Here is a 24,490-nt window from a genome sequence, read left to right as displayed (position 1 = left end):
GCTGTAGGCGGATCGCAGTGGACCACAGCAGAACATCAAAGAGAGGAAAAGTCTTTGCGTGGCAACGACTTGCAGACTCTCTTGGACTTCTGCGGAAGTCCGCAGAATGATGCAGTGGAGCGGGTGAAGGGAATCGAACCCTCGTATGAAGCTTGGGAAGCTGCCGTTCTGCCATTGAACTACACCCGCGAAGGCGTGGAGTTTACTTGAGGATGTCGCCCATGCAGAGGAACTTGATTTCCACGTAGTCGTCCATGCCGTGGTGCGAGCCTTCGCGGCTCAGTCCGGACTGTTTGACGCCGCCGAAGGGCACGTGTTCGGTGGCGAGAATGCCCACGTTGATGCCGACCATGCCGTACTCCAGCGCTTCGCTCACGCGGAAGATGCGGCCCACGTCGCGGCTGTAGAAGTAGCTGGCCAGGCCGAACTCGGTATGGTTCGCGGCGTCGATGGCCTCTTGCTCGGTCTCGAACTTGAACACGGGCGCGAAGGGGCCGAAGGTTTCCTCGCGTGCGCAGAGCATGTCGGCCGTGGCGTCGGCCACCACGGTGGGTTCGAAGAACTGGCCGCTGCCCATGGTCGTGAGGCGCTGGCCGCCAGCGACCACGCGGGCCCCCTTGGCCAGCGCGTCGTCCACGTGGCGCTGCACCTTTGCCAGTGCGGCTTCTTCGATTAGCGGGCCCTGGTTCACGCCTTCGTCAAATCCGTTGCCGACCTTGGCGGTCTTCACGCGGGCGGCAAACTTCTCCACGAAGCTGTCGTACACGCCGGCCTGCACGTAGATGCGGTTGGAGCACACGCAGGTCTGGCCCGCGTTGCGGTACTTGCTGGCGAACGCGCCTTCGACCGCGCTGTCGACATCGGCGTCGTCGAACACGATGAAGGGTGCGTTGCCGCCGAGTTCGAGCGACATCTTCTTGACCGTGGGCGCACTCTGCGCCATGAGGATGCGGCCCACTTCGGTGGAGCCGGTGAAGCTGATGTGGCGCACCACGTCGCTCGCGCACAGCACCTTGCCCACGGCGATGGACTGCTCGCTGTCGGCGGTGATGAGGTTGAACACACCGGCCGGGAGGCCCGCCCGGATGGCGAGTTCGGCCGCGGCCAGCGCGGTGAGCGGCGTGAGTTCGGCGGGTTTGATGATCACGGGGCAACCGGCGGCGAGCGCGGGTGCCACCTTGCGCGTGATCATGGCCAGCGGGAAGTTCCAGGGCGTGATCGCCGCGCACACACCGATGGGCTGGCGCAGCACCAGCAGGCGGCGGTTGTTGTCGAAGGTGGGCAGCGTCTCGCCGTTGACTCGCTTGGCTTCTTCAGCGAACCACTCGACGAAGCTCGCGCCATAGGCCACCTCGCCCTTGGCTTCTGCCAGGGGCTTGCCTTGCTCGGCCGTCATGATGCGTCCCAGGTCGTCCTGGTTGGCCATGAGCAGGTCGAACCACTTGCGCAGGATGATGCTGCGTTCTTTCGCGGTCTTGCCCTTCCAGGCGGGCCAAGCGGCGTTGGCAGCGGCAATTGCCGCCTCGGCGTCCTTCGGGCCGAGGTTGGCCACGTCGGCCAGCTTGCGGCCAGTGGCGGGGTCCAGCACGTCGAAGCGGCTGCTGCCGGCCACCCACTGGCCGTTGATGAGGCCATCGGTCTTGAGCAGGCTGGGGTCTTTCAGCAGGGCCAGTGGGGAGGTCTTCATGTCCATGGGGAGGTCTCCGTCGATTCGGTGTTCGTTGAGCCGGCAATCATTTAACTTGTTAAACAATCGACCTGCGATTGTGCCGCCTGAAGGCCTGGAAGCATAGAGGGCGCGCATGTTGGAAAATAGCCGGTTTGGCGCTGTCGTGCGCCGCTTGCGTTCAACGACCTTTCACCCACAAGGCCCCCATGACCCGCCCCGCTTCCGTTGCCGACATCCGCAAGAGCTTTCTGGACTTCTTCGCCTCCAAGGGCCACACCGTAGTGGCGTCGAGCCCGCTGGTGCTTGGCAACGATCCCACGCTCATGTTCACCAACTCGGGCATGGTGCAATTCAAGGACGTGTTCCTGGGCACCGACAAGCGGCCTTATGTGCGTGCGGCGTCGGTGCAGGCCTGCCTGCGTGCCGGTGGCAAGCACAACGATCTGGAAAACGTGGGCTACACCGCTCGCCACCACACCTTCTTCGAGATGCTGGGCAACTGGTCCTTCGGTGACTATTTCAAACGGGAGAGTCTGAAATGGGCCTGGGAGCTGCTGACCGAGGTCTACCAGCTGCCCAAGGAGCGGTTGCTGGCCACGGTGTATGCCGAAGACGACGAGGCCTACGACATCTGGACCAAGGAAATCGGGCTGCCTCCGGAGCGTGTGATCCGCATTGGCGACAACAAGGGTGGGCGCTACAAGAGCGACAACTTCTGGATGATGGCCGACACCGGGCCGTGCGGCCCGTGTAGCGAGATCTTCTACGACCATGGCCCGCACATTCCCGGTGGTCCTCCAGGCAGCCCCGATGAAGACGGCGACCGCTTCATCGAAATCTGGAACAACGTGTTCATGCAGTTCAACATGGACGAGACCGGCGCCGTCACGCCGCTGCCCGCGCCCTGCGTGGACACGGGCATGGGCCTGGAGCGGCTCGCGGCCATCCTGCAGCACGTGCACAGCAACTACGAGATCGACCTCTTCGACGCGCTCATCAAGGCCGCTGCGCGTGAGACGCACACCAGCGATCTCGCCAACCCCTCGCTCAAGGTGATCGCCGACCACATCCGTGCCACCGCCTTCCTGGTGAGCGACGGTGTGATCCCTGGCAACGAAGGGCGCGGTTACGTTCAGCGGCGCATCGTGCGCCGCGCCATCCGCCATGGCTACAAACTCGGCCAGAAGACACCGTTCTTTCACAAACTGGTGCCCGACCTCGTGAAGCTCATGGGCGCGGCCTATCCGAACCTCGCGCGGCAGGAGCAACGCATCATCGACGTGCTCAAGGCGGAGGAGGAGCGGTTCTACGAGACGCTGGCCAACGGCATGGAAATCCTGGATGCCGCGCTGGCGGGTGGTGCGAAGGTGTTGCCAGGCGACGTGGCCTTCAAGCTGCACGACACCTATGGATTCCCGCTCGATCTGTCGGCCGACGTGTGCCGCGAGCGCGGCCTGTCGGTGGACGAGGCGGGCTTTCACGCCGCCATGGACAAGCAGAAGGCGCAGGCCCGTGCGGCTGGCAAGTTCAAGATGGACAAGGCGCTGGAATACAGCGGTGCGGGCAATCAGTTCCTCGGCTACCAGCAGCTTGAGGCGCCGGGGAAAATTGTGGCGCTCTACCTCGACGGCACCTCGGTGGCCGAGCTCAAGGCCGGCCAGAGCGGCGTGGTGGTGTTGGACAGCACGCCGTTCTACGCCGAGAGCGGCGGACAGGTGGGCGACGAGGGCACCATCTCCGTTCGGGCTGAGCCTGTCGAAGCCCTGGCCAACACCTCGCCGAGCCCTTCGACAGGCTCAGGGCGAACGGGAGTGTTCGCGGTGAGCGACACCCAGAAGATCCGGGCCGATGTGTTCGGCCACCACGGTACGCTGGAGCAGGGCACGCTCGCCGTGGGCGACAGTGTCAACGCGCAGGTGAACACCGCGCTGCGCGCTGCCACCGTGCGCAACCACAGCGCCACCCACCTGATGCACAAGGCCCTGCGCGAGGTGCTGGGCGATCATGTGCAGCAGAAGGGTTCGCTGGTGAACGCCGAGCGCACCCGCTTCGACTTCGCGCACAACGCGCCCGTGACGGACGCGCAGATCCGCCAGATCGAAGCGCTGGTGAACGCCGAGATCCTGTCGAATGCAGCCACGCAGGCGCGCTTGATGGACATCGAGTCGGCGCAGAAGACCGGCGCCATGATGCTGTTTGGCGAGAAGTACGGCGACACCGTGCGCGTGCTCGACATCGGCAGCAGTCGAGAGCTTTGCGGCGGCACGCACGTGCAGCGCACCGGCGACATCGGTCTGTTCAAGGTGGTGGGCGAGGGTGGCGTGGCCGCAGGTGTTCGCCGTATCGAGGCCATCACCGGCGAGAACGCGCTGACTTACCTGCAGTCGCTTGAAGACACCGTGGCCCAGGCTGCAGGCGCCCTCAAGGCGCCCACGGCCGAGCTCACCGTGCGCATCGGCCAGACGCTGGATCAGCTCAAGGCGCTGGAGAAGGAGCTCGCGGCGCTCAAGGGCAAGCTCGCTTCCAGCCAGGGCGACGAACTCATGGCGCAGGCGGTGGACGTGAAGGGCATCAAGGTGCTGGCCGCGGTGCTCAACGGTGCCGACGCCAGGACGCTGCGCGACACGCTGGACAAGCTGAAGGACAAGCTCAAGACCGCCGCCATCGTGCTCGCCGCGGTGGACGGCAACAAGGTGCAGCTGGCCGCGGGCGTGACCGCCGACAGCATGGGCAAGGTCAAGGCCGGTGAACTGGTGAACTTCGTCGCCCAGCAGGTTGGCGGCAAGGGCGGCGGCAAACCCGACCTGGCCATGGCCGGCGGCACCGACGCAGCGAGCCTGCCCAAGGCCCTGCAATCGGTGCAGGCCTGGGTGGCTGAGCGGCTGTGAACACCTGGAGCCGCCGCCAATGCCTGGGGGCACTGGGCGCGGCGGTCCTCCTGCCTGCGGCACATGCGCAGGCACCGGCCCATCAACGCAGCGCCTGGCCGCGCGGTGAGGCCACACCCGCGCTGCAAACGCTCGACCTGCAAGGCCAGGCCGTTCGCCTCTCGGATTTCAAAGGCCGCGCCGTGTTGCTCAATTTCTGGGCCAGCTGGTGCGAGCCGTGCCGGGCCGAGATGCCCACGCTGCAAGGCTTGCCGCCATTGATGGGTGAAGACCGGCTGGCGGTCATCGCGCTCAATTTCAAGGAGCCGCCGCAACGCGTGCAGCGTTTCATGGCCCAGACCAGCCTGAGCTTGCCCGTGTGGCTGGATCCCCAGGGCGATCATGCCCGGGCCTGGGGCGTGCGCGTGTTTCCCACCACGGTGCTGATCGCCCGCGATGGCCTGGCGCGCGAACGCGTGCGCGGCGAGGTGGACTGGAGCAGTTCCGAGGCGCTGGGTTGGGTCGAGCGGCTCATGGCCGCCTGAGCGTCGGCCCTTGCTCCTGTCGGATTCACCGCATCCACGGGTCGAGGCTTCGGGTCTCATAATCGCGGCAGTCTGGCGCGCATGGCGTGCCGACCTTCGAGGCGTTGCACCGCACCCTGTGTCTGCGGTTCCGTCTGTGTTTCAACATTCCGGAGTTCTCTTCATGACCACCGATCGCCGCAGTTTTCTGCGCCGCGCTGCCACGTCCGTGGCGGCCGCCTCCCCGTTCCTTCACTCCGCCGTTGTGTTTGCCCAGACCCCGGCGGTTCAGCCTGTGCGGCGCGAGTTCAATCCTCAGCCCGGCGCGTGGCGCACTTTCGACGTGACCACCCGCGTGGACATCACGAAGCCACAAGGCGCCACGCAGGTCTGGCTGCCCGTGCCCGCCGTGGAGAGCGACTGGCAGCGGTCCTTGACCAGCGACTTCCGCAGCAACGGAAGCGCGCGCCTTACCGAAGATCGCCAGTACGGTGCGCGCATGCTGCATGTGGGCTTCGAGCCGGGTGTGGCCGCGCCCTATGTGGAAATCACCAGCCGTGTGCAGACCCGCAGCCGGGCCGCGGACATGAGCCAGAAGACCGCCAGCGCCGAGGACGCCGCCAGCCTGCGCTTCTGGACCCAGCCCACGCGCTTGCTGCCCACCGATGGCATCGTGCGCGAGACCGCGATCCATGCCACGCGGGGCGCGCGCACCGATGTGCAGAAGGCACAGCAGATCTACGACTGGGTCGTGGCCAACACCTACCGCGAGCCCAAGGTGCGCGGCTGTGGCGAGGGCGACATCAAGACCATGCTGGAAACCGGCAACCTGGGCGGCAAGTGCGCCGACCTCAACGCGATCTTCGTCGGCCTGTGCCGCGCCGCTGGCCTGCCCGCACGCGACGTGTACGGCATCCGCCTGGCGCCTTCGGCATTCGGCTACAAGGAGCTCAGCGGCAATCCCGCCAGTCTGAAGGGGGCGCAGCACTGCCGCGCCGAGGTGCATCTGGCCGGCCATGGCTGGGTGGCGATGGATCCGGCTGATGTGGCCAAGGTCATGCGAATGGAAACGCCGGACTGGATCAAGACCACGCAACACCCGGTGGTGGCGCCGGTGAACCGCAAGCTGTTCGGTGGCTGGGAAGGCAACTGGATGGCGTGGAACATGGCACACGATGTGAAGCTGCCACAGGCCCAGGGACCGGAACTTGGCTTCTTCATGTATCCCACGGCCGAGACCGGCGGTCAGCGACTGGATTCCTACGCGCCTGACGACTTCAAGTACCAGATCACGGCGCGCGAAGTGCAGGCCTGAATGGCGGCCAGTGCAGGGTGAGTGCGCTGCGGAAGCGGCGCTGCTCGCCGGTGATCGGATCGTTGAAACCGAGCTCGCGCGCCAGCAGTTGCAGCGGGTCCGAATAGTCCTCGGCTGCGTCTGGCCCGCGCAGCACGCGCGGATAGAACTGATCGCCCGCGATCGGCAGGCCCAGGGCGTTCATGTGCACGCGCAGCTGATGGCGTTTGCCGGTGAGGGGTTCGAGCCGATAGCGTGCCCAGTCGCCCCGCCGTTCGAGCACGTCGATGTGCGTCTCGCTGTTGGGCTCGCCATCGGCCTCCCCCATGCGGAAGAACGCGCCTTCTTCTTCCACGATGCGGCTGCGCCGCACCACGGGCCACACCGACGCGGGGTCGTGCGGCGCGATCGCTTCGTACACCTTGCACACTGCGCGCTCGCGAAACAGCGCCTGGTAGGCGTCGCGGTGCTGCGGCCAGAGGCTGAACACCACCAGCCCGGCGGTCTCCCGGTCGATGCGGTGGATCGGGCTCAGCGTGTCGATGCCGAGCCGGTTCTTCAGACGCACCAGCAGGCTCTGCTGCACATACCGGCCACCCGGCGTGACCGGAAGGAAGTGCGGCTTGTCGACCACCAGCAGAAGGTCGTCACGGAAGACAACCGACTCCATGAAGGGCACCACGGGTTCGTTTTCGAGCGCGCGGTAGTAGTAGACGCGTGTGCCTGGCACGAAGGGCGCGTCGGGTCGCAAAGGTTCGCCCGTCTCGCGGAGCACGTCGCCGCTGGCCATGCGCTGGTGCCAGCTTGCGCGCTGCACGGCGGGCAGCCGATCCGAGAGGAAGTCCAGCAGCGTGGACCATGGCACCGGTTGGTGGGTCGGCAGCGCGATGCAACTGGGCGACACACCCCCGCGCGTGGGGATCAGCGGGTTCTTCGGCAGGCGCGCCACGGATTGCCGGTCAGGTTCGGCGGAACACCAGGTCCCACACGCCGTGGCCGAGCTTGAGGCCGCGGTTCTCGAACTTGGTGAGTGGCCGGTAGTCGGGCTTGGTCACAAACCCCTCGCTGTCCGATGCGGTGTTCTGCAGCATCGGCTCGGCGTTCAGCACGTCCAGCATCTGTTGAGCGTAGGGCTCCCAATCGGTCGCCAGGTGCAGGTAGCCACCAGATTTGAGGTGGCGCGCGAGGCGGTTCACGAAAGGCCCCTGGATGAGGCGGCGCTTGTGGTGGCGGCTTTTGTGCCAGGGGTCAGGAAAAAAGATGTGCACGCCGTCCAGGCTGTTCTCGCCCAGCATGTGGTCCAGCACCTCCACCGCGTCGTGGCGGAGGATGCGGATGTTCTCCAGGCCTTGTTCGCCCACGAGCTTGAGCAGCGCACCCACGCCGGGTTCGTGCACCTCGCAGCACAGGAAATTGTCGTTTGGCCGGACGCTGGCGATGTGTGCCGTGGCGCCACCCATGCCGAAGCCGATCTCCAGGATGAGCGGTGCGTCGCGGCCGAAGGCAGCGCGTGCATCGAACGCAGCAGCGCTGTAGTTCAGCAGGAAGCGGGGGCCGTATTGCTCGAAAGCCCGGGCCTGACCGGGGCCTACGCGGCCTGTTCGCAGCACATAGCTCTTGACTTCACGCAGGTGTGTCGCGTCGCTGGGAGGGGTGCGCGGCAGCGCGTGGCGGGGGTCGGTCATGGGGCGCGGCGATCGGTCGGCGAAGGGATGGATTTTAGGCGCGCCAGGCCTTGGTCCACGCGTCGAGTGCCTGTGCAGGCGTCGAGCCCCTCGCAGCGGGCAGGCCCAGCGCCTGCGCCGCACGGCCCAGCGCCGCCAGTGGCTCGCTCAGGTCCAGCGCCTGCGCGCCATTTTGTTTGCTGAGTTTCTCGCCATGGGCACCCAGCACCAGGGGCGTGTGCAGGTAGGCCGGTGTGGGCAGGCCCAGGGCGCGCTGCAGCAGGACCTGCCGCGCGGTGTTGTCGGCCAGATCCTGGCCGCGCACCACGTGCGTGATGCCCTGTCGGGCATCGTCCACCACCACGGCGAGCTGGTAGGCCCACAGACCATCGGCGCGCCGGAGCACGAAATCACCCACCTCCGCGGCCACATCCTGCGTTTGCGGCCCCAGCCAACGGTCGGTCCAGTCCACAGGCGCCTCGGTGGGGTTCACCGCGAATCGCCAGGCGCGTGCCGCTCTTCCGTTCAGGCCCCCGCGTTCGGGCCGGCAGGTGCCGGGGTAGACGGCGGCGTGGTGGCGTTCGCGATGCAGTCCCCGGGCGAGCAGCGCGATCTCGATGTCTTTGCGCGAGCACGCGCAGGGATAGGCCTGGTCCGTACCGGCCAGGGTGTCGAGCGCCTGCTGGTACAACGACGTGCGCGTCGATTGCCATGCCACCGGTTCGTCGCTGATCAGGCCGCAGGCGGCGAGTTGCCGCAGGATTTCTTCGTCGGCGCCGGGCACGCAGCGCGGCGTGTCGACATCTTCCATGCGCACCAGCCAGACGCCACCGTGGGTGCGTGCGTCGAGCCAGCTGGCCAGCGCGGCCACGAGCGAACCGGCGTGTAGCGGGCCGGTGGGGGAGGGGGCGAAACGGCCTCTGTAGCTTGCCGTGGTCATGTCGGCAAGGGCTTCGACAGGCTCAGCCCGAACGGAAGAAGGCTCGGCCCGAACGGGAGTGGGCTCGGTCTGAACGGGAGAAGGCTCGGTCCGAACGGGAGAAGGCTCGGTCCGAACGGGAGAGGGCTCGGTCCGACCGGGAGAAGGCTCGGCCCGAACGGGAGAGGGCTCGGTCCGAACGGGAGAGGGCTCGGTCCGACCGGGAGAAGGCTCGGTCCGAACGGGAGAGGGCTCGGTCCGACCGGGAGAAGGCTCGGTCCGACCGGGAGAAGGCTCGGTCCGAACGGGAGAAGGCTCGGTCCGAACGGGAGAAGGCTCGGCCCGAACGGGAGAAGGCTCGGTCCGAACGGGAGAAGGCTCGGTCCGAACGGGAGAAGGCTCGGTCTGAAAGGGGGATGGCTCTGATGCAACGGGCGATGGCTCAAGAGGGCCAGAAGCGCAAAGCGCTGGCGTCGCTCAGGCGATCGCCAGTGCCATCTCCAGTCCGGAGACGAAGGCGTCTTCCACGCGGTGGCCCAGGCACCAGTCGCCGCAGGCGCCGATGCCCAGTGTCTTGTCGCGCAGGTGGGTCTTGCCCAGTGGTGTCTGCGTTTGCGCAAAGCGCCAGCGGTGCACCACGGCGTGGCTGGGTGTGGCGCGGATGCCGGTAATCTCTGCAAATCCTTTGAGCAGCTTGGCTTTGACACGTTCGTTGTCGTCTTCCAGGTGCTTGGTGGACCACGCCGGGCTGGCCTGCACGGTCCAGCGTTCGATGGGTTCGCGCCCGGGTTTGCTCGACTCACGTGCCAGCCAGCTGATGCGGTGGTGCGTGCTGCGTGCGGCATTCCACTGCGGCCCGAGGTGTGGCAGCCCGGGTTGCATGGCCTGCGGGTAGGCCACCATCAGCGTCCAGCAGGGCGCAACATGCACCGAGGTCAGCGCCTGGCGCAGTTCGGGCGCGAGGCCGGAGGTCAGCAGCAGGTCGTGGATCTGGGGATGCGGCATGGCGAGCACGACACGATCGAAGCCGCCCAGCACTTGCTGGCCGCCCTGCGCGTCTTCGGCGCGCAGTTGCCACTGCTCGGCATGCAAGGCATCGCGCTCGATCCGGGAGACGTGCGTGTCGAGCAACGTTCGGGCGAGCAGGCCGCCATGCAGCTCGGGGTGCGCCAGGGGTTGTGCCCAGAGGTTGACCAGCGCGCTCATGCCGGGTGAGGCCACGAAGTGCGGTTCGGTGGGCGGCGGTGCGCTGGCGAGGACGTGCCCGAACTCGTCGAGCACGCGCACCGTGCTGGCGCTCCATGGCCGAACGACGGCCGTGGCGTTGTTGCGGAGCGCAGTGTCGAAGCGGGCGTCGCGCACGGTGAAGTACTGCGTGCCATGGTCGAAGCCACCGAACTCGGTGCGCCGCGTGGCCATGCGCCCACCGAAGCCACGGCTTTTTTCCAGCAGGGTGACGCGGTGACCCGCCTGCAACAGCGTTCGCGCGCACACCACGCCAGCCATGCCGCCACCCACCACCGCAATGTGCAAAGGGGAAAAGTCAGCCGCCCTCGAACGGGCCATCGACGTGGCGGATGCGCGGGGCTTTTTCATTTTTTGCATGTCTCGGGGCGCTTCGGGTTGCGGTTGGGCGTGTGGCCGACTGTAGCAGCCCGACCGAGGGATGCGGGATGGGTCGCCGTCAAATCTGGTGATGGTTGTGCAGCAGGGCGTCGCGCGTTTTGGGGCTTTGCAGGCGATCCAGCCACCAGCGCAGCGCACGGCCGGTATCGCCAGCGCTGCGCGGCTGGCGCCACGCGTAGGCGACGCGCAGCGAGCGGTTGGGTCGCTGCACCGTCTTGACCACCAGCCGCCCCGCGTGGATGAAAGGTTGTGCCAAGGGAAGCGGCAGGTAGCCGCTGCCCAGCCCACGCAATTGCGCCTCCAGTTTGTGCTGCATGGTCGGCACGGTGAGCACGTCCTGTCCGGGCAGCAGGTTGTGCGTCACGCCACGCCCTCGCTGGGTGCTGTCGGCCACCGCCACGGCTCGGTGTTCGCGCAGTTCCTCGTCGCACAGGCTGTGGGTGGCCGCAGCGAGCGGGTGGTGCGGTGCCACGGCGTAGACGAACTGCAGCGTGCCCATGGGGGCGGACTGGAATTCGCTGACGGTCATCTCGCTGGGCACACCCAGGGCAATGTCCGCCTGGCCGCTTTGCAGGGCCTCCACCGTGCCGGAGAGCGTCTCCGCGCGCAGCTTGAGCCGGGTGGGCGCGCCTTCTGCATAGAACGCTTCGCAGAGTTCGAACAGGGTGGCGCGGGCGATGATGGCGTCGGCGGCGATGGTGAGCTGCGGTTCCCACCCTGTGGCCACCCGCTTGACACGCTGGGCCACCGCATCGAGCTCGTTGAGCAGGTATTGCCCCGATCGCAGCAATTCGGCTCCCGCCGGCGTGAGCACGGCGCGCCGGGCGCTCCGGTCGAACAGCAGCACGTCGAGCGCGTCTTCGATCTGCCGTATGCGGTAGGTGAGCGCGCTGGGCACCATACCCGCTTCGCGCGCAGCGGCGGCCATGCTGCCCAGTCGTGCCACAGCCTCCAGCAAACCCAGGTTTTCAGGCGAAAGTGCGGCTCGTGGTGTGGCGGTGGCCATGGATGATCCCGGGTCGATGATTCAAACTTTTTGAATGATGCCATCAAATCCGTGCCGCCAGAAGAGCGGTGGTGACGCCCACAATCCACCCCATGCCAGCTTGAAGCGCCACAGCGCGGGGGCGGGCCCCACCGACGGAAAGGACCACACCATGCTCCAGATTCGACGCTCCGAAGCTCGCGGCTTCGCCGACCACGGCTGGCTCAAGAGCCATCACTCTTTTTCCTTTGCAGAGTATTTCGATCCCGCCTGGATGGGCTGGGGGAATCTGCGCGTGATCAACGAAGACCGCATCGCGCCCGGCACTGGTTTCGGCACGCATGGCCACCGCGACATGGAGATCATCAGCTACGTGTTGGAGGGCAACCTCGCGCACAAGGACAGCATGGGCAATGTGAAGGGCATTCCGCCTGGCGACGTCCAGCGCATGAGCGCCGGCAGCGGTGTGCGCCACAGCGAGTTCAACCACGCGCCCAACAGCACCACGCACTTCCTGCAAATCTGGATCGAGCCCAATGTGCGCGGCATCGACCCTGGCTACGAGCAGAAGAGCTTTTCCGAGGCCGAGAAGCGCGGGCAACTCCGCCTGGTGGCCTCCAGCGACGGCGCACAAGGTTCCGTGACCATCCACGCAGACGCCGCCATGTACGCCGGCCTGCTGGACGGTGAGGAAGCCGCCGAACTGGCACTGAATCCCGCGCGCAAGGCCTATGTGCATCTGGTGCGGGGCGAGCTTGATGTGAACGACCAACGCCTGCGCACAGGCGACGCGGCCGTGCTGTCCGGCGAGAGCCGCCTTTCGCTGGCCCATGGCAAGGACGCCGAAGTGCTGGTGTTCGACCTGGCCGCTTGAAACTTTCCCGACCCTCAACCTTTCTGTTTTTTTGTTCTTAAAGGAATCACCATGAACGCACTTCAAAATCCCCTGGCCCTGATCGGCCGCATTCTCCTGGCCGTGGTCTTCATCCCCGCAGGCTTTGGCAAGATCGCCGGCTTTGCCGGTACCGTGGGCTACGCCACGGCCATGGGCCTGCCCCTGCCCCAGGTGGGCGTGGCGATTGCGCTGGTGATCGAACTGATCGGCGGTATCGCCCTGCTGATCGGCCTGGGTACGCGTTATGCCGCCATTGCTCTGGCCGTGTTCACCCTGGTGGCCAGCTATTTCTTTCACGCCTACTGGGCCATGCCCGCCGAGCAGCAAATGATGCAGCAACTCATGTTCTTCAAGAACATGGCCATCACCGGTGGCCTGCTCGCCTTCGCCGCCTTCGGTGCCGGTGCCTTCAGCGTCGACGCCCGTCGCAAGGCCTGAGTCCGTTTCCCTTCCATTTCAAGGAATCTGCATGTCCAGAGTTGTTGTGGTTTACCACTCGGGTTACGGTCACACCCAGCGCATGGCGCAATCGGTGGCGCAGGGCGCCGGCGCCGAGCTGATCGCCATTGATGCCGATGGCAACCTGCCCGAAGGTGGCTGGGAAGCGCTGGACGCCGCCGACGCCATCATCATGGGCTCGCCCACCTACATGGGCAGCGTGAGCTGGCAGTTCAAGAAGTTCGCCGATGCCTCGAGCAAGCCCTGGTTCTCCCAGAAGTGGAAAGACAAGATCGCGGCCGGCTTCACCAACAGCGCGGGCATGAACGGCGACAAGCTCGCCACCCTCAACACGCTCTTCACCCTGGCCATGCAGCACGGCATGATCTGGGTGAGCCAGGGCCTGATGCCCAGCAACACCAAGGGCGCGCAACGCAACGACCTGAACTACCTCGTGAGCTACAGCGGCGCCATCGCACAGAGCCCGTCGGACGCGGGTGCAGGCGACATGCTGCCCGGCGACCTGGAGACGGCAAGGCTGTTCGGCGAGCGGGTGGCGGCTGTGGCGGAGAAGTTCACGCGCTGATCCTCACAGGCCGTTCGGGCTGAGCCTGCCCTTCGACCAGCTCAGGATGATCGGGGGGCAAGAGGCTTATATTTGCAGTATGAAAGTCCTCAGCATCATCCCCTGGGCAGACTGGCTTGCGCTGGCCTGCTTTTTTGCCTTGTGGACAGGCTACGCCTGGTTCGCGCGGGTCTGGGGCCGCAAGGTCGGTTCGCTGATCCAGACCACCAATCGCTACCGCGCCTACTGGATGATGCAGACCACCGCGCGCGAACCGCGCATGCTCGACGGCCTGATCACGCAAACCCTGTCCAACACGCCGGCGTTCTTCTCGTCCACGTCCATCCTCGTCATCGGCGGCCTGTTCGCCTTGCTCGGCACCACCGACAAGGCCACCGAACTCATGAGCGAGATTCCGTTTGCGCAGACCACCACGCTGGTCGTCTTCGAATTCAAGATCCTGGTGATGGTGGCGATTTTTGTTTACGCCTTCTTTCGTTTCTCATGGTGCATGCGGCAGTACACCTTCGTCGCGCTGGTCATTGGCGCCATGCCGCCCGCCGCAGATTTCGAGGCGGGCAAGGCCGACCGCCAGATGTATGCGAACCGTGCGGCAGGCATGGTCGGCGCGGCGGCTGAGACCTTCAACGACGGCCTTCGTGCTTATTACTTTTCGTTTGCTGCACTGGCCTGGTTTGTCTCGCCCGTGGCCATGATCGTGGCCACATTGCTGGTCGTTGCCATTCTCTACAGCCGCGAGTTTCGTTCGGAAGTGCTGCAGCTCTTGAAAGAAGATGTGACGCCCATCGTCTGACGCTGTTCGCCCGCGCGGCGCCTTCTAAAATGGCCCGATGTTCACACACCTGCGCCTGCACACCGAGTTCTCCATCGTCGATGGCACCAACCGCATCGACGACGTGGTGGCTGCCGCCGCCGCCGATGGCCAGCCCGCACTGGCGATCACCGACCTGAGCAATTTGTTCGGCGCGGTCAAGTTCTACAAGGCCGCCCGTGGCGCCGGTGTCAAACCACTGATCGGTGCCGAAGTGATGCTGCAGGGGTTTGCCGAGGAGACACCCGGTGCCATGCCTGGCAGTCACCAGCCGGCGGCGCCGCGCGTGTTGCTTCTGGTGCAGGATCATCAGGGCTACCTCAACCTGTGCGAACTGTTGGCGCGCGCCTGGACGCGCAACGGCGCTCGCGATCAGGCCGTGGTGCACCGCGACTGGCTGCAGGAACTCAACGCCGGGCTCATCCTGCTCTCGGGTGCGCAGGCCGGGCCGGTGGGGCAGGCGCTGCTGCAAGGAGACTCGCAGCGCGCCTCGGAACTCGCCCTGCAACTCTCCACCCTGTTCACGCACCGCTTCTACCTGGAGCTGCAACGCGCCGGTCGCACCGATGACGAACGTCATGTGAGCCAGGCGGTGCAACTGGCCGCCCGCCTGCACCTGCCGGTGGTGGCCACGCACCCCGTCCAGTTCCTGGAGGCCGACGACTACGAAGCGCATGAGGCTCGCGTGTGCATTGCCGACGGCGAGATCCTGGGCAACAACCGGCGCGTGCGTCGCTTCACCCGAGAGCAATTCTTCAAGAGCGCGGCTCAGATGCAGGCGCTGTTTGCCGACGTGCCGTCGGCCATTACCAACACGCTGGAGATCGCCAAGCGTTGCAACCTCACGCTCACGCTGGGCAAGCCGCAGTTGCCCGACTTCCCCACACCGCTGGTCAACGGCGTGCCCATGCCGATGGAGGAGTTCTTCCGCCAGTCCTCCTTTGAAGGGCTGGAAGAGCGCCTGGCGCATCTTTATCCCGATGTCGCCCAGCGCGACGCCGAGCGGCCGCGTTACGTTGAACGCCTGGAGTTCGAGATCAACACCATCCTGAAGATGGGTTTTCCCGGCTATTTCCTCATCGTGGGCGACTTCATCAACTGGGCCAAGAACAACGGCTGCCCGGTCGGCCCTGGCCGGGGTTCGGGTGCGGGTTCGCTGGTGGCCTATGCGTTGAAGATCACCGATCTTGACCCTTTGCAATACAAGCTGCTGTTCGAGCGCTTCCTGAACCCCGAACGGGTGTCCATGCCCGACTTCGACATCGACTTCTGCCAGTCCAACCGAGACCGGGTGATCGACTACGTGAAGGACAAGTACGGCAAGGACGCGGTGAGCCAGATCGCGACCTTCGGCACCATGGCGGCGCGGGCGGCCATTCGAGACGTGGGCCGCGTGCTCGACTTCTCTTACGGTTTCTGCGATGGCATCTCCAAGCTGATTCCCAACAAGCCGGGCATGTCGGTCACGCTGCAATACCCGCCGGTGCCGAAGAAAGAGGGCGACAAGAACAACTACGCCATCGAGATGGAGCCGGTGCTGGCCGAGCGCATCCAGAAAGAAGACGATGTCAAGACGCTGATCGAGCTCGCTCAGAAGCTCGAGGGCATGGCGCGCAACGTGGGCATGCACGCCGGCGGTGTGCTGATCGCCCCGGGAAAACTCACCGACTTCTGCCCGCTCTACGCTCAGCCCGGCAGCGAATCGGCGGTGAGCCAGTACGACAAGGACGATGTGGAAGCCATCGGCCTGGTGAAGTTCGACTTTCTGGGCCTGGCCACGCTCACCATCCTGGAGATCGCCCGTGAGCTCATCATCAAGCGCCACCCCGGTCAGGAAAACTTCCGCTTCGAAGATGTGCCTCTGGACGACGCCAGGGTCTACGCCCTGTTCTCACGCGGTCAGACCGAAGCCGTGTTCCAGTTTGAAAGTCGCGGCATGCAGGGCATGCTGCGGGACGCCAAGCCCAGCCGCCTGGAAGACCTCATTGCCCTGAACGCGCTGTACCGGCCCGGTCCCATGGACCTGATCCCCAGCTTCGTCAACCGCAAGCACGGCAAGGAGCCGGTGGAGTACCCGCACCCGGCGGTGGCCGAGATGCTCTCCGAGACCTACGGGATCATGGTCTACCAGGAACAGGTGATGCAGACCGCGCAGATCCTGGGCGGCTACTCGCTCGGTGGCGCCGATCTGTTGCGCCGCGCAATGGGCAAGAAGAAGGCCGAGGAGATGGCCGAGCACCGCGAGAAGTTCCGCTCCGGTGCGCTGGCCACCCATGGCATCGTGCAGGAGAAGGCCGACGAAGTCTTCGACCTGATGGAAAAGTTTGCGGGCTACGGCTTCAACAAGTCGCACGCCGCCGCCTACTCGCTGCTGGCCTACCACACGGGTTGGCTCAAGGTGCACTACACGGCGGAATTCTTCTGCGCCAACATGACCGTGGAAATGGACGACACCGACAAGCTCAAGGTGTTGTTCGAAGACGCGCAGAAGATGGGCATGACTTTCGAGGCGCCGGACGTGAATCGGGGCTTTCACCGGTTTGAACCCATCAGCAACAAGTCCATCCGCTATGGCCTGGGCGCCATCAAGGGCACGGGCCAGCAAGCCATTGAAGCCATCGTGGCCGCGCGGGAAGGGCGGGGCGAGGGCCCCCGAGGCGAGGAAAAGGGTCCTTTCAAGAGCCTGTTCGATTTTTGTGTGCGCGTCGATCGCACGCGGCTGAACAAGCGCACTGTGGAAGCGCTGATCAAGGCCGGTGCCTTCGATTCACTGCACCTCAATCGCGCCGAACTCCTGGCCTCGGTAGACCGTGCCTTCGAGTTTGCCGCCGCCTGCCTGGCCAACGCCAACCAGGGCGGGTTGTTCGACATGATGGGTGGTGACGACGATCACGGCTCCAGCACACAGGAACCCGATCTGGTGGCCGTGATGCCGTGGGGCATCAAGGAGCGCCTCACGCATGAGAAGAGCGCCATCGGTTTCTATTTTTCGGGCCACCTGTTCGACGAGGTCGAGCGCGAAGTGCGACGCTTTGCGCGCACGCCGCTGGGCGATGTCGTGGAAAGCCGCGACCCGCAGATCCTTGCAGGTATCGTGACCGACTTTCGCGTCATCAACGGCCAGCGCGGCAAGCTCGCGCTTTTCAAGCTCGACGACAAGACCGGCGTGTTCGAGACCAGCGCCGACGAGAACCTCATCAACGCCCACCGCCACTTGCTCAAGGACGATGAACTGATCATCGTGCAGGCGGTGGCGCAGCCCGACCGCTTCTCAGGCGGTGTGCGCCTGAAGATCCAGCAGGTCTGGGACCTGGCTGCGGCGCGCTGCCGCTTTGGCAAGTACCTGCGTGTGGCTGTAAATGGCCATGCACCGGCGGTGGCGCAACTGGTGCGCGAGTTTCCTCCCAAGCGCGAGATCACCGAGCAGGGCGAACTGGTGCGCGGGTTGCCGGTGCGGCTGGCGCTGTTGCGCGAGGGCGCGCAATGCGAACTGCATCTGGATGACCGGGCCCTGTTCTTCCCCACCGACGCCGCGCTGGCGAGCTGGATGGCGCAGGCGCACGAACAGCGGGCGGAAATCGTCTTTGACTGACCCCACCCGCGCCGCGCAGTGGCGCTGGGGGTGGCCTCTTAATCCAGCGGTCGCAGGCTGATCGTCAGGGGTTGCGGAATGGTTCCGTTGGTGTCCTTCGGCAAGGACGCGGTGCGGTCGATGGCTCGCAGCACAGCCTCGTCCCAGGACGCGTTGCCGCTGCTCTTGACGAGCTTGCGCGAGATGATGGTGCCGTCGGGCTGGGTGCGAACTTCGACTTCAGCACGTGGGTTGCCCGGCGCGATGTCGGTGAACACCACGTTAGGGCGAATGCGCGCGGCCACGCGCCCGGCGTAGCCAGGCGTCGGGCCGCTCGACTGTTGAGCGGACCCGGTGCTTTGGGGGCCGCCCGTGGCGCCGGCCTGACCCATCATGCGTTTGATCTGGTCCTCGTGAAGCTGGGCCATGCGTTTCTCTTCGGCTGCTTCCTTGCGCTGTTGCTCGCGTTTCTGGTCCGCGAGCTTTTGCTGGCGTTCCTTTTCCGCAGCAGCCTTTTCAGCGGCGGCTTTCTTCTCTGCCGCCACCTTTTCAGCAGCGGCCTTCTGGGCGGCCAGCTTCTTCGCTTCTTCCGCGCGCTCGCGCTTCTCGGCCTCGGCCTTTTTCTTGGCCTGTGCGGTGGCGATCTCGGCCTGGGTGGGTCCAGGGGGTGGCGGCGCGGGCGTGGGTGCAGGCACCGGTTTGGGCGGCGGCGTGGGGGCCTGCTGGACCTGCGGTGGGGGCGGCGGTGGTGCCACTTCGCGCGGTGCTGCTTGCTGCGGGTTGCGCGACCAGAGTTCGGCCTCGACCGCCATCGGCTCGGCGTCGTGATTCCACTGAACGCCCATGGTGAGCGCGATCACCAGCAGCCCGTGCGCCACCAGCGCCAGCCCCAGGGGGCCCAGCCAGCGACCATTGCGCGGCGGTGTGAGGTCGAGGTGATCGGCGGTGGATTGCATGCGGTTGTCAGGTTGCTCAGCGAGAGGTTTGCACGGACAGGCCGACGCGTGCAACACCGGCGCGCTGCAAGGTATCCATGACGCGAACAACGGCTTCGTATTTCACGTTCTTGTCGGCGCTGATCACCACCGGCACGCCACCTTCGGGCATGCTGCCCTTGGCCATTTGCAACTGCTGCACGCGCGCGACCAGCTGACCCAGGGCGACGGGTTGCGCCTCACCACTGGCCGAGCCTTCCCGTGCCGTGATCTGCTCGTCCTTGTCGATCATCACCGCCACAAAGCGGTCGGGCTGGCGACCGGCCTGGCCCACGCTGGGCAGGGCAATCTGGCTGGGCGTGATCAAGGGCGCGGTGACCATGAAGATGATCAGCAGGACCAGCATCACGTCGATGAACGGGACCATGTTGATCTCGTTGATGGTGCGGCGACCCCGGCCGCGAGAGGAGACGGCGGGCATGTTCAGTGTCCTGACGCTGTCTGGGATTGCGCGCCGAGGTTGCGCTGCAGGATGTTGGAGAACTCTTCCATGAAGGTCTCCATGCCGTTGGCCACGCGGTCGATGTCGTGCGCGAAGCGGTTGTAGAACACCACGGCGGGAATCGCGGCGAACAGGCCGATGGCAGTGGCCACCAGCGCCTCGGCGATGCCCGGCGCCACCGTGGCCAGGGTGACCTGCGCCAGGGCGGCCAGTCCGGTGAAGGCATGCATGATGCCCCAGACCGTGCCGAAGAGACCCACGTACGGCGCCACCGAGCCCACCGTGCCGAGGAAGGAGAGGTTGGCCTCCAGCGCATCGAGCTCGCGCTGGAAACTTGCGCGCATGGCACGCCGTGCGCCGTCGAGCAGGGCGCCGTTGTCGGTGATGCGGCGCTCCCGCAGCTTCTGGTACTCGCGCATGCCGCTGGCGAAGATCCGTTCCATGGGTCCGCCGTGGCGGGCGCTCTGGGCGGCAGCAGCGTAAAGCTCATTGAGGTTGGTGCCCGACCAGAACTCGCGCTCGAATTCATCGTTGTGGTTGCGCACGCGGCGAATGGCAAAGACCTTGCGGAAGATAGCGGCCCAGCTGATCACGGAGACGACCACCAGCAGCACCACCACGGCCTGCACCACCCAGCTCGCATTGAGCATCAATTGAACGATGGAGAGATCTTGGGTCATGGGTTCTCGGATGCGGTTGGACGGAAGAAAGTTTCTGAGGGAAGGGGGTCAGGCCCGGCCTTGCAGCGCCTCCAGCACCGGGGCGGGAATGCGCTGTGGGCGCAGGCTGCGGACATCGACCCAGCCGATGCGGATGGTCCCCTCGCAAAGCAACAGGGGGGGCATACCTTCGTCCGGGGGGTGGAGGAGCGCACGCTGCTCGATTGTCAGGGACGCACGGCCCGCTTCCAGTACACGGGCTGTAACCAGAAGCAAATCATCCAGCCGCGCTGGACGGTGGTATTGCACCTGGGTGGCACTCACGATGAACATGCCACCCACCTCGTCGCGCAGGGCCTGCTGGCCGATGCCGAGTTCACGCAGCCATTCGGTGCGCGCGCGTTCAAAGAACTTGAGGTAGTTGGCGTAAAAAACGATGCCACCTGCGTCCGTGTCTTCCCAGTAGACGCGCACCGGCCAACTGAACGACATGCCTTGGTTGATTTCGTTCACAGTGCCTGTTCCAGGCGGGCCACGGCTTCCTGGAGCTGGGCCATGGCATTGGCGGTGGAGAAGCGCAGGTAGCGACCAGGCTCGGCGGTACCGAAATCTCTTCCCGGGGTGGTGGCGAGCTGGCAGCGTTTCATGAGTTCGAAGGCCAGTGCCCAACTGCCGCCTTCGTCCGCCCGTTCCTGAGTGGGAGGAATACCCCAACGCTGGCACAGGGCGCTCACGTCGGTCCAGGCGTAGAAGGCCCCGTCGGGCATCACCGGCACCGACAGGCCCAGGCGGTTGAGCTCAGGGATGAAGTAGTCGCGCCGCGCCTTGAAGGCCGCGCGGCGGCGCTCGTACTCGGCCAGGCTCTCGGCCTCGAAGCAGGCCAGTGCAGCGTGCTGGGCGATGGTGCTGGGGCAGATGAAAAGGTTCTGCGCCAGCCGTTCAACGGCCGGCACCATGGCCGGCGGCAACACCAGCCAGCCCAGGCGCCAGCCGGTCATGCTGAAGTACTTGGAGAAGCTGTTGATGCTGATGATCTCGTCGCCCAGGCCGTCGGGCAGGCCCAGCGCGGTGTGGCCATAGTCTTCGTCGTAGCTCAGGCCGAGGTAGATTTCGTCGACCAGGGTGATGCCGCCGCGTTCGCGCACACGGCGCGCAATGCGTTCGAGTTCGTCGCGCGCGATGGAGGTGCCCGTTGGATTGGATGGCGAGGCCAGCAGCACGCCGCGCGTGGCCGGTGTCCAGTGTGCCTCGACCTGCGCCGCGCTGAGCTGGAAGCGCTGCGCCGCAGTGCTGGGCACCAGCACCGCCCGGCCTTCCGCGGCTTGCACGAACTGGCGGTTGCAGGGGTAGCTGGGGTCCGGCATGAGGACTTCGTCTCCCGCCTCGATGAGTGCCAGGCAGGCCAGTTGCAGCGCAGCAGATGCACCGGCAGTGACGACGATGCGGCCCGGGTCGATGGTCAGGCCGAAGCGCGACGCGTACCAGCCGCTGATGGCCTGGCGCAGCGCGGGCAGGCCCGTGGCCGCGGTGTACTGGCTGCAACCGTCGCGAATGGCGCGTTCGGCAGCGGCGGCCACCAGCGGCGGTGCGGTGAAGTCGGGCTCGCCGATGTTGAGGTAGATCATCGGCCGTTCGCCAGGGTGAGCGCCTGCGGCCATGGAAGCAGCGGCCTTGGCCAGCTCCATCACGTAGAAGGGTTCAATGCGCTGGGCGCGTTGCGCGATCCTCATGGAGCGGACTTGCGCGAGCCGCTGCGCACCGGCGATGCGCTGACCTCGGCCGGCCGCAGCTGGGCGGCGAGCTGGTGCAGCACGCCATTGACGTACTTGTGGCCATCCGTGCCACCAAAGGATTTGGCCAGTTCGATGCACTCGTTGAGCACCACGCGCCAGGGCACGTCCGGGCAGTGCTGGAATTCGTAGGCGCCAATCCAGAGCACACCGTGTTCGATGGGCGAGAGTTCGGCGAGCGGGCGATCCAGCCGCGGGGAAATCAGCGTGTCGAGTGCGTCGGCTTCGGCGATGCAGCCGTGCATGAGGGCATCGAAGTGGACGCTGTCTGCTTTGTGAAAGCCGGCCAGGTCGCGCGTGAAGCTGTCGATGTCGACCGAGGCGTTGCGACCCACAAGATGCTGGTAGAGCGCCTGCAGGGCGAATTCTCGCGAGCGTGTGCGAGCCGACTTGTCTGCGGCCTTGCGGCCGGTGGTGCCACTCTTGGCGCTTTTTTCGGCTGGGGCGGAGGAGGTGTCCTGGGGCATGTTCAACCGATCTCTTGAAGCAGGTGGACCATTTCGACCGCCACGCGGGCCGCGTCGCGTCCCTTGTCGACCTGACGGGCCACGGCCTGCTCCAGGTTCTCTGTGGTCAGGATGGCGTTGGCAATGGGGATCTGGTAGTCCAGGGCGAGGCGGGTCACGCCCGCGCCCGACTCGTTGGCCACCAGCTCGAAGTGGTAGGTTTCGCCGCGGATGATGCAGCCCAGGGCGATCAGGGCATCGAAATCGTCGCGCTCGGCCATGGCCTGCAAAGCCACCGGCACTTCCAGTGCGCCAGGCACCTTGACGTGCGCGATGTTCTTTTCCTGGACGCCCAGCGCCAGCAGCTCGCTCAGGCAGGCGTTGAAGAGCGCATCTGTGATGGCTTCATTGAATCGCGCCTGGACGATCCCGATGCTGAATTTCTTGCCATCGAGCTGGCTGGGGTTGCCTTTGTCTGCGCCGAACATGTGCGGTTCCGTTTCTGTAGGAGGGGTCAGTCGTTGTGGCCGAGGTAGCCGGTGATTTCAAGCCCATAGCCGGCCATGCTGGGCATGCGGCGCGGGTTGCCCATGAGTTGCATCCTGAGCACGCCGCATTCGCGAAGGATCTGTGCGCCCACGCCATAGGTGCGCAGATCCATCCGGCCGCGCTCGGGCGCCTGCGCGGAGCGCGCCGTGCCCTCAAACTGGGCCAGCAGTTGGGCAGCGGTCTCGCCGCAGTTGAGCAGCACCGCCACACCGGCGCCAGCCTGAGCGATGTGGCGCAGGCTGGCCTCCAGGCTCCATGAATGCATGGCGCGGCCCACCTCCAGCGCGTCGAGCACCGAGAGCGGCTCGTGCACGCGCACCGCGATGCTGTCGTCCGGCTTCCACTGGCCCTTGACCAGTGCCAGGTGCAGGGCACCACTGGGTTCATCGCTGAAGGCGGTGACGCTGAATTCGCCGAAGGCGGTGTTGAGCAAGCGTGTGCCGAGTTTGCGAACCAGGCTTTCGTGGCGGCTGCGGTGTTCGATCAGGTCGGCGATCGTGCCGATCTTCAGGCCGTGCTCGGCGGCGAAGATCTGCAGGTCGGGCAGGCGGGCCATGGTGCCGTCGTCCTTCATGATCTCGCAGATCACCGCAGCCGGGCTGCAGCCGGCCATGCCGGCGAGGTCGCAGCCGGCCTCGGTGTGGCCCGCGCGCATGAGCACGCCGCCTTCGACCGCCTGCAGGGGAAAGATGTGACCTGGTTGCACGAGATCGGCAGCCTGAGCGTTGGGCGCCACGGCCACCTGCACGGTGCGGGAGCGGTCGGCGGCCGAGATACCGGTGGTCACGCCCTCGGCGGCTTCGATCGAGACGGTGAAGGCGGTGCCCATCTTGGTGCCATTGCGCGGCACCATGGGCGGCAGGCGCAGGCGCTCGCAGCGCTCGCGCGTGAGCGTGAGGCAGATCAGGCCGCGACCAAAGCGCGCCATGAAGTTGATGGCTTCGGGCGTCACGTGATCGGCGGCCAGGACCAGGTCGCCTTCGTTCTCCCGGTCTTCTTCGTCGATCAGGATCACCATGCGACCCGCGCGCATCTCGGCGACGATGTCTTCGACAGGCGATATGGCCACCGGGACGAGGTTTTCGCGGGCGTTCATGGGGTTTCCTTGGGTGTGAGGTTGCCGGCGCTCAGCATGCGTTCCACGTAGCGGGCGACGGTGTCGATTTCGAGATTGACCGGGTTGCCCTCGGTCAGTTGGCCCAGAGCGGTGTTCTGAACCGTGTGGGGAATGAGGTTGATGCTGAACTCGCAGCCCTGCGGACTGTCGGTGATCTGGTTGACGGTGAGGCTCACGCCATTGACCGTGATCGAGCCCTTGTAGGCGAGGTATCTGCCCAGGTCGGTGGGCGCCATCACGCGCAGTTCCCAGCTCTCGCCCACCTGGGCAAAACGCGTGACCGTGCCGACGCCATCGACATGCCCGGAGACGATGTGACCCCCCAGGCGGTCATGGGCGCGCAGCGCCTTTTCCAGATTGAGCCGGTGGCCGGGGGCGGACAGGCCGGTGGTGCGGGCCAGGGATTCGGCCGAAACGTCGATGGTGAAGTGGTGGCGGGGCAGGTCGAGGGAGGTGACTGTCATGCAGGCACCATTGAGCGCGATGCTGTCGCCCAGGCCCACGTCGTCAAGGTACCCGGCGGGCGCCTCGATGGTGAGTCGCTTGCCGTGTTCCAAAGAGCTGCCCAGGTCGTGGAGGGCGGCGATGCGCCCCACGCCGGTGATGATGCCGGTAAACATCGGCGTATTTTCGCAGGGTTTTC

Annotated in this window: 24 protein-coding genes and 1 tRNA gene; 8 read left to right on the top strand and 17 right to left on the bottom strand. The window is 65.8% G+C overall.

Annotation, left to right across the window (positions count from 1 at the left end; translation table 11 throughout):
- Positions 1–115 precede the first annotated feature (115 nt).
- Together AB7F11_RS05130 and AB7F11_RS05125 are read right to left on the bottom strand one after the other, a co-directional pair.
- A tRNA-Gly gene (locus AB7F11_RS05130) sits at positions 116–189 on the bottom strand.
- Positions 190–202: 13 nt separating this feature from the next.
- On the bottom strand, positions 203–1,693 hold the full coding sequence (locus AB7F11_RS05125) for an NAD-dependent succinate-semialdehyde dehydrogenase (RefSeq protein ID WP_428289724.1): 1,491 nt from the start codon (positions 1,691–1,693) through the stop codon (positions 203–205).
- Between the two features lie 182 nt (positions 1,694–1,875).
- Between AB7F11_RS05125 and alaS the strand changes: the two genes are divergently transcribed.
- The 3 genes from alaS to AB7F11_RS05110 all read left to right on the top strand — a co-directional run bounded on the left by alaS (position 1,876) and on the right by AB7F11_RS05110 (position 6,375).
- On the top strand, positions 1,876–4,557 hold the full coding sequence (gene alaS, locus AB7F11_RS05120) for an alanine--tRNA ligase (protein ID WP_428299864.1): 2,682 nt from the start codon (positions 1,876–1,878) through the stop codon (positions 4,555–4,557).
- The gene (locus tag AB7F11_RS05115; protein WP_428289722.1) at positions 4,554–5,081 is read left to right on the top strand and encodes a TlpA family protein disulfide reductase; all 528 of its coding nucleotides are present in this window, start codon (positions 4,554–4,556) and stop codon (positions 5,079–5,081) included. The genes alaS and AB7F11_RS05115 overlap by 4 nt, the downstream gene beginning before the upstream one ends.
- Positions 5,082–5,244: 163 nt before the next feature.
- Positions 5,245–6,375, top strand: coding sequence for a transglutaminase-like domain-containing protein (locus AB7F11_RS05110; protein ID WP_428289721.1), 1,131 nt, complete (start codon positions 5,245–5,247; stop codon positions 6,373–6,375).
- Here AB7F11_RS05110 and AB7F11_RS05105 read toward each other — a convergent pair.
- The 6 genes from AB7F11_RS05105 to AB7F11_RS05080 form a co-directional block, all read right to left on the bottom strand.
- Positions 6,350–7,303 (bottom strand): pseudouridine synthase, encoded by a 954-nt coding sequence (locus AB7F11_RS05105; RefSeq protein ID WP_428289720.1) that lies wholly within the window; start codon positions 7,301–7,303, stop codon positions 6,350–6,352. The genes AB7F11_RS05110 and AB7F11_RS05105 overlap by 26 nt on opposite strands.
- 10 nt (positions 7,304–7,313) lie before the next feature.
- Positions 7,314–8,039 (bottom strand): tRNA (guanosine(46)-N7)-methyltransferase TrmB, encoded by a 726-nt coding sequence (trmB, locus tag AB7F11_RS05100; protein WP_428289719.1) that lies wholly within the window; start codon positions 8,037–8,039, stop codon positions 7,314–7,316.
- Between the two features lie 34 nt (positions 8,040–8,073).
- Positions 8,074–8,958, bottom strand: a complete 885-nt coding sequence (gluQRS, locus tag AB7F11_RS05095) for a tRNA glutamyl-Q(34) synthetase GluQRS (protein ID WP_428289718.1) — start codon at positions 8,956–8,958, stop codon at positions 8,074–8,076.
- A gap of 22 nt (positions 8,959–8,980) precedes the next feature.
- Positions 8,981–9,355 carry a hypothetical protein gene (locus tag AB7F11_RS05090; protein ID WP_428289732.1) on the bottom strand — a complete coding sequence of 125 codons (375 nt, stop codon included), beginning with the start codon at positions 9,353–9,355 and terminating at the stop codon, positions 8,981–8,983.
- Between the two features lie 59 nt (positions 9,356–9,414).
- Positions 9,415–10,503, bottom strand: a complete 1,089-nt coding sequence (locus tag AB7F11_RS05085) for an NAD(P)/FAD-dependent oxidoreductase (RefSeq protein WP_428289731.1) — start codon at positions 10,501–10,503, stop codon at positions 9,415–9,417.
- Positions 10,504–10,621: 118 nt separating this feature from the next.
- Complete coding sequence (locus tag AB7F11_RS05080; protein WP_428289717.1) at positions 10,622–11,569, bottom strand: LysR family transcriptional regulator; 948 nt, start codon at positions 11,567–11,569, stop codon at positions 10,622–10,624.
- A gap of 151 nt (positions 11,570–11,720) precedes the next feature.
- Between AB7F11_RS05080 and AB7F11_RS05075 the strand changes: the two genes are divergently transcribed.
- The 5 genes from AB7F11_RS05075 to dnaE all read left to right on the top strand — a co-directional run bounded on the left by AB7F11_RS05075 (position 11,721) and on the right by dnaE (position 17,870).
- Positions 11,721–12,422: a pirin family protein gene (locus AB7F11_RS05075; RefSeq protein ID WP_428289716.1), complete on the top strand. Its 702-nt coding sequence runs from the start codon at positions 11,721–11,723 to the stop codon at positions 12,420–12,422.
- A gap of 51 nt (positions 12,423–12,473) precedes the next feature.
- Positions 12,474–12,881: a DoxX family protein gene (locus AB7F11_RS05070; protein WP_428289715.1), complete on the top strand. Its 408-nt coding sequence runs from the start codon at positions 12,474–12,476 to the stop codon at positions 12,879–12,881.
- 31 nt (positions 12,882–12,912) lie between these two features.
- Positions 12,913–13,467, top strand: coding sequence for a flavodoxin family protein (locus AB7F11_RS05065; RefSeq protein ID WP_428289714.1), 555 nt, complete (start codon positions 12,913–12,915; stop codon positions 13,465–13,467).
- 79 nt (positions 13,468–13,546) lie between these two features.
- Positions 13,547–14,260 (top strand): DUF599 domain-containing protein, encoded by a 714-nt coding sequence (locus AB7F11_RS05060; protein ID WP_428289713.1) that lies wholly within the window; start codon positions 13,547–13,549, stop codon positions 14,258–14,260.
- A 37-nt stretch (positions 14,261–14,297) separates the two neighbouring features.
- A complete protein-coding gene (dnaE, locus tag AB7F11_RS05055; protein ID WP_428289712.1) occupies positions 14,298–17,870 on the top strand; it encodes a DNA polymerase III subunit alpha in 3,573 nt (1,190 codons plus the stop codon).
- A 38-nt stretch (positions 17,871–17,908) separates the two neighbouring features.
- Here the strand turns inward: dnaE and tolA are convergent, their stop codons facing one another.
- The 9 genes from tolA to AB7F11_RS05010 are packed head-to-tail and all read right to left on the bottom strand — an operon-like array spanning position 17,909 to position 24,467.
- Positions 17,909–18,805, bottom strand: coding sequence for a cell envelope integrity protein TolA (gene tolA / locus AB7F11_RS05050; RefSeq protein WP_428289711.1), 897 nt, complete (start codon positions 18,803–18,805; stop codon positions 17,909–17,911).
- Between the two features lie 16 nt (positions 18,806–18,821).
- A complete protein-coding gene (locus AB7F11_RS05045) occupies positions 18,822–19,265 on the bottom strand; it encodes a biopolymer transporter ExbD (protein WP_428289710.1) in 444 nt (147 codons plus the stop codon).
- A 2-nt stretch (positions 19,266–19,267) separates the two neighbouring features.
- Positions 19,268–19,966 (bottom strand): protein TolQ, encoded by a 699-nt coding sequence (gene tolQ / locus AB7F11_RS05040; RefSeq protein WP_428289709.1) that lies wholly within the window; start codon positions 19,964–19,966, stop codon positions 19,268–19,270.
- A gap of 48 nt (positions 19,967–20,014) precedes the next feature.
- The gene (gene ybgC, locus AB7F11_RS05035; RefSeq protein ID WP_428289730.1) at positions 20,015–20,437 is read right to left on the bottom strand and encodes a tol-pal system-associated acyl-CoA thioesterase; all 423 of its coding nucleotides are present in this window, start codon (positions 20,435–20,437) and stop codon (positions 20,015–20,017) included.
- Positions 20,438–20,454: 17 nt separating this feature from the next.
- Positions 20,455–21,675 (bottom strand): pyridoxal phosphate-dependent aminotransferase, encoded by a 1,221-nt coding sequence (locus AB7F11_RS05030; RefSeq protein WP_428289708.1) that lies wholly within the window; start codon positions 21,673–21,675, stop codon positions 20,455–20,457.
- Positions 21,672–22,202, bottom strand: coding sequence for a transcription antitermination factor NusB (gene nusB, locus AB7F11_RS05025; protein WP_428289707.1), 531 nt, complete (start codon positions 22,200–22,202; stop codon positions 21,672–21,674). The genes AB7F11_RS05030 and nusB overlap by 4 nt, the downstream gene beginning before the upstream one ends.
- Before the next feature lie 2 nt (positions 22,203–22,204).
- Positions 22,205–22,669 (bottom strand): 6,7-dimethyl-8-ribityllumazine synthase, encoded by a 465-nt coding sequence (gene ribH, locus AB7F11_RS05020; protein ID WP_428289706.1) that lies wholly within the window; start codon positions 22,667–22,669, stop codon positions 22,205–22,207.
- Positions 22,670–22,695: 26 nt separating this feature from the next.
- Complete coding sequence (gene ribBA / locus AB7F11_RS05015) at positions 22,696–23,826, bottom strand: bifunctional 3,4-dihydroxy-2-butanone-4-phosphate synthase/GTP cyclohydrolase II (protein WP_428289705.1); 1,131 nt, start codon at positions 23,824–23,826, stop codon at positions 22,696–22,698.
- Complete coding sequence (locus AB7F11_RS05010; RefSeq protein WP_428289704.1) at positions 23,823–24,467, bottom strand: riboflavin synthase; 645 nt, start codon at positions 24,465–24,467, stop codon at positions 23,823–23,825. Before AB7F11_RS05010 ends, ribBA begins: the two co-directional genes overlap by 4 nt.
- Positions 24,468–24,490 lie beyond the last annotated feature (23 nt).

Source organism: Hydrogenophaga sp. (assembly GCF_050250835.1).
GTDB lineage: Bacteria > Pseudomonadota > Gammaproteobacteria > Burkholderiales > Burkholderiaceae_C > Hydrogenophaga.
The sequence above is the reverse complement of the archived record's forward strand: the minus strand, read 5'-3'. Positions and strand labels throughout refer to the sequence as shown.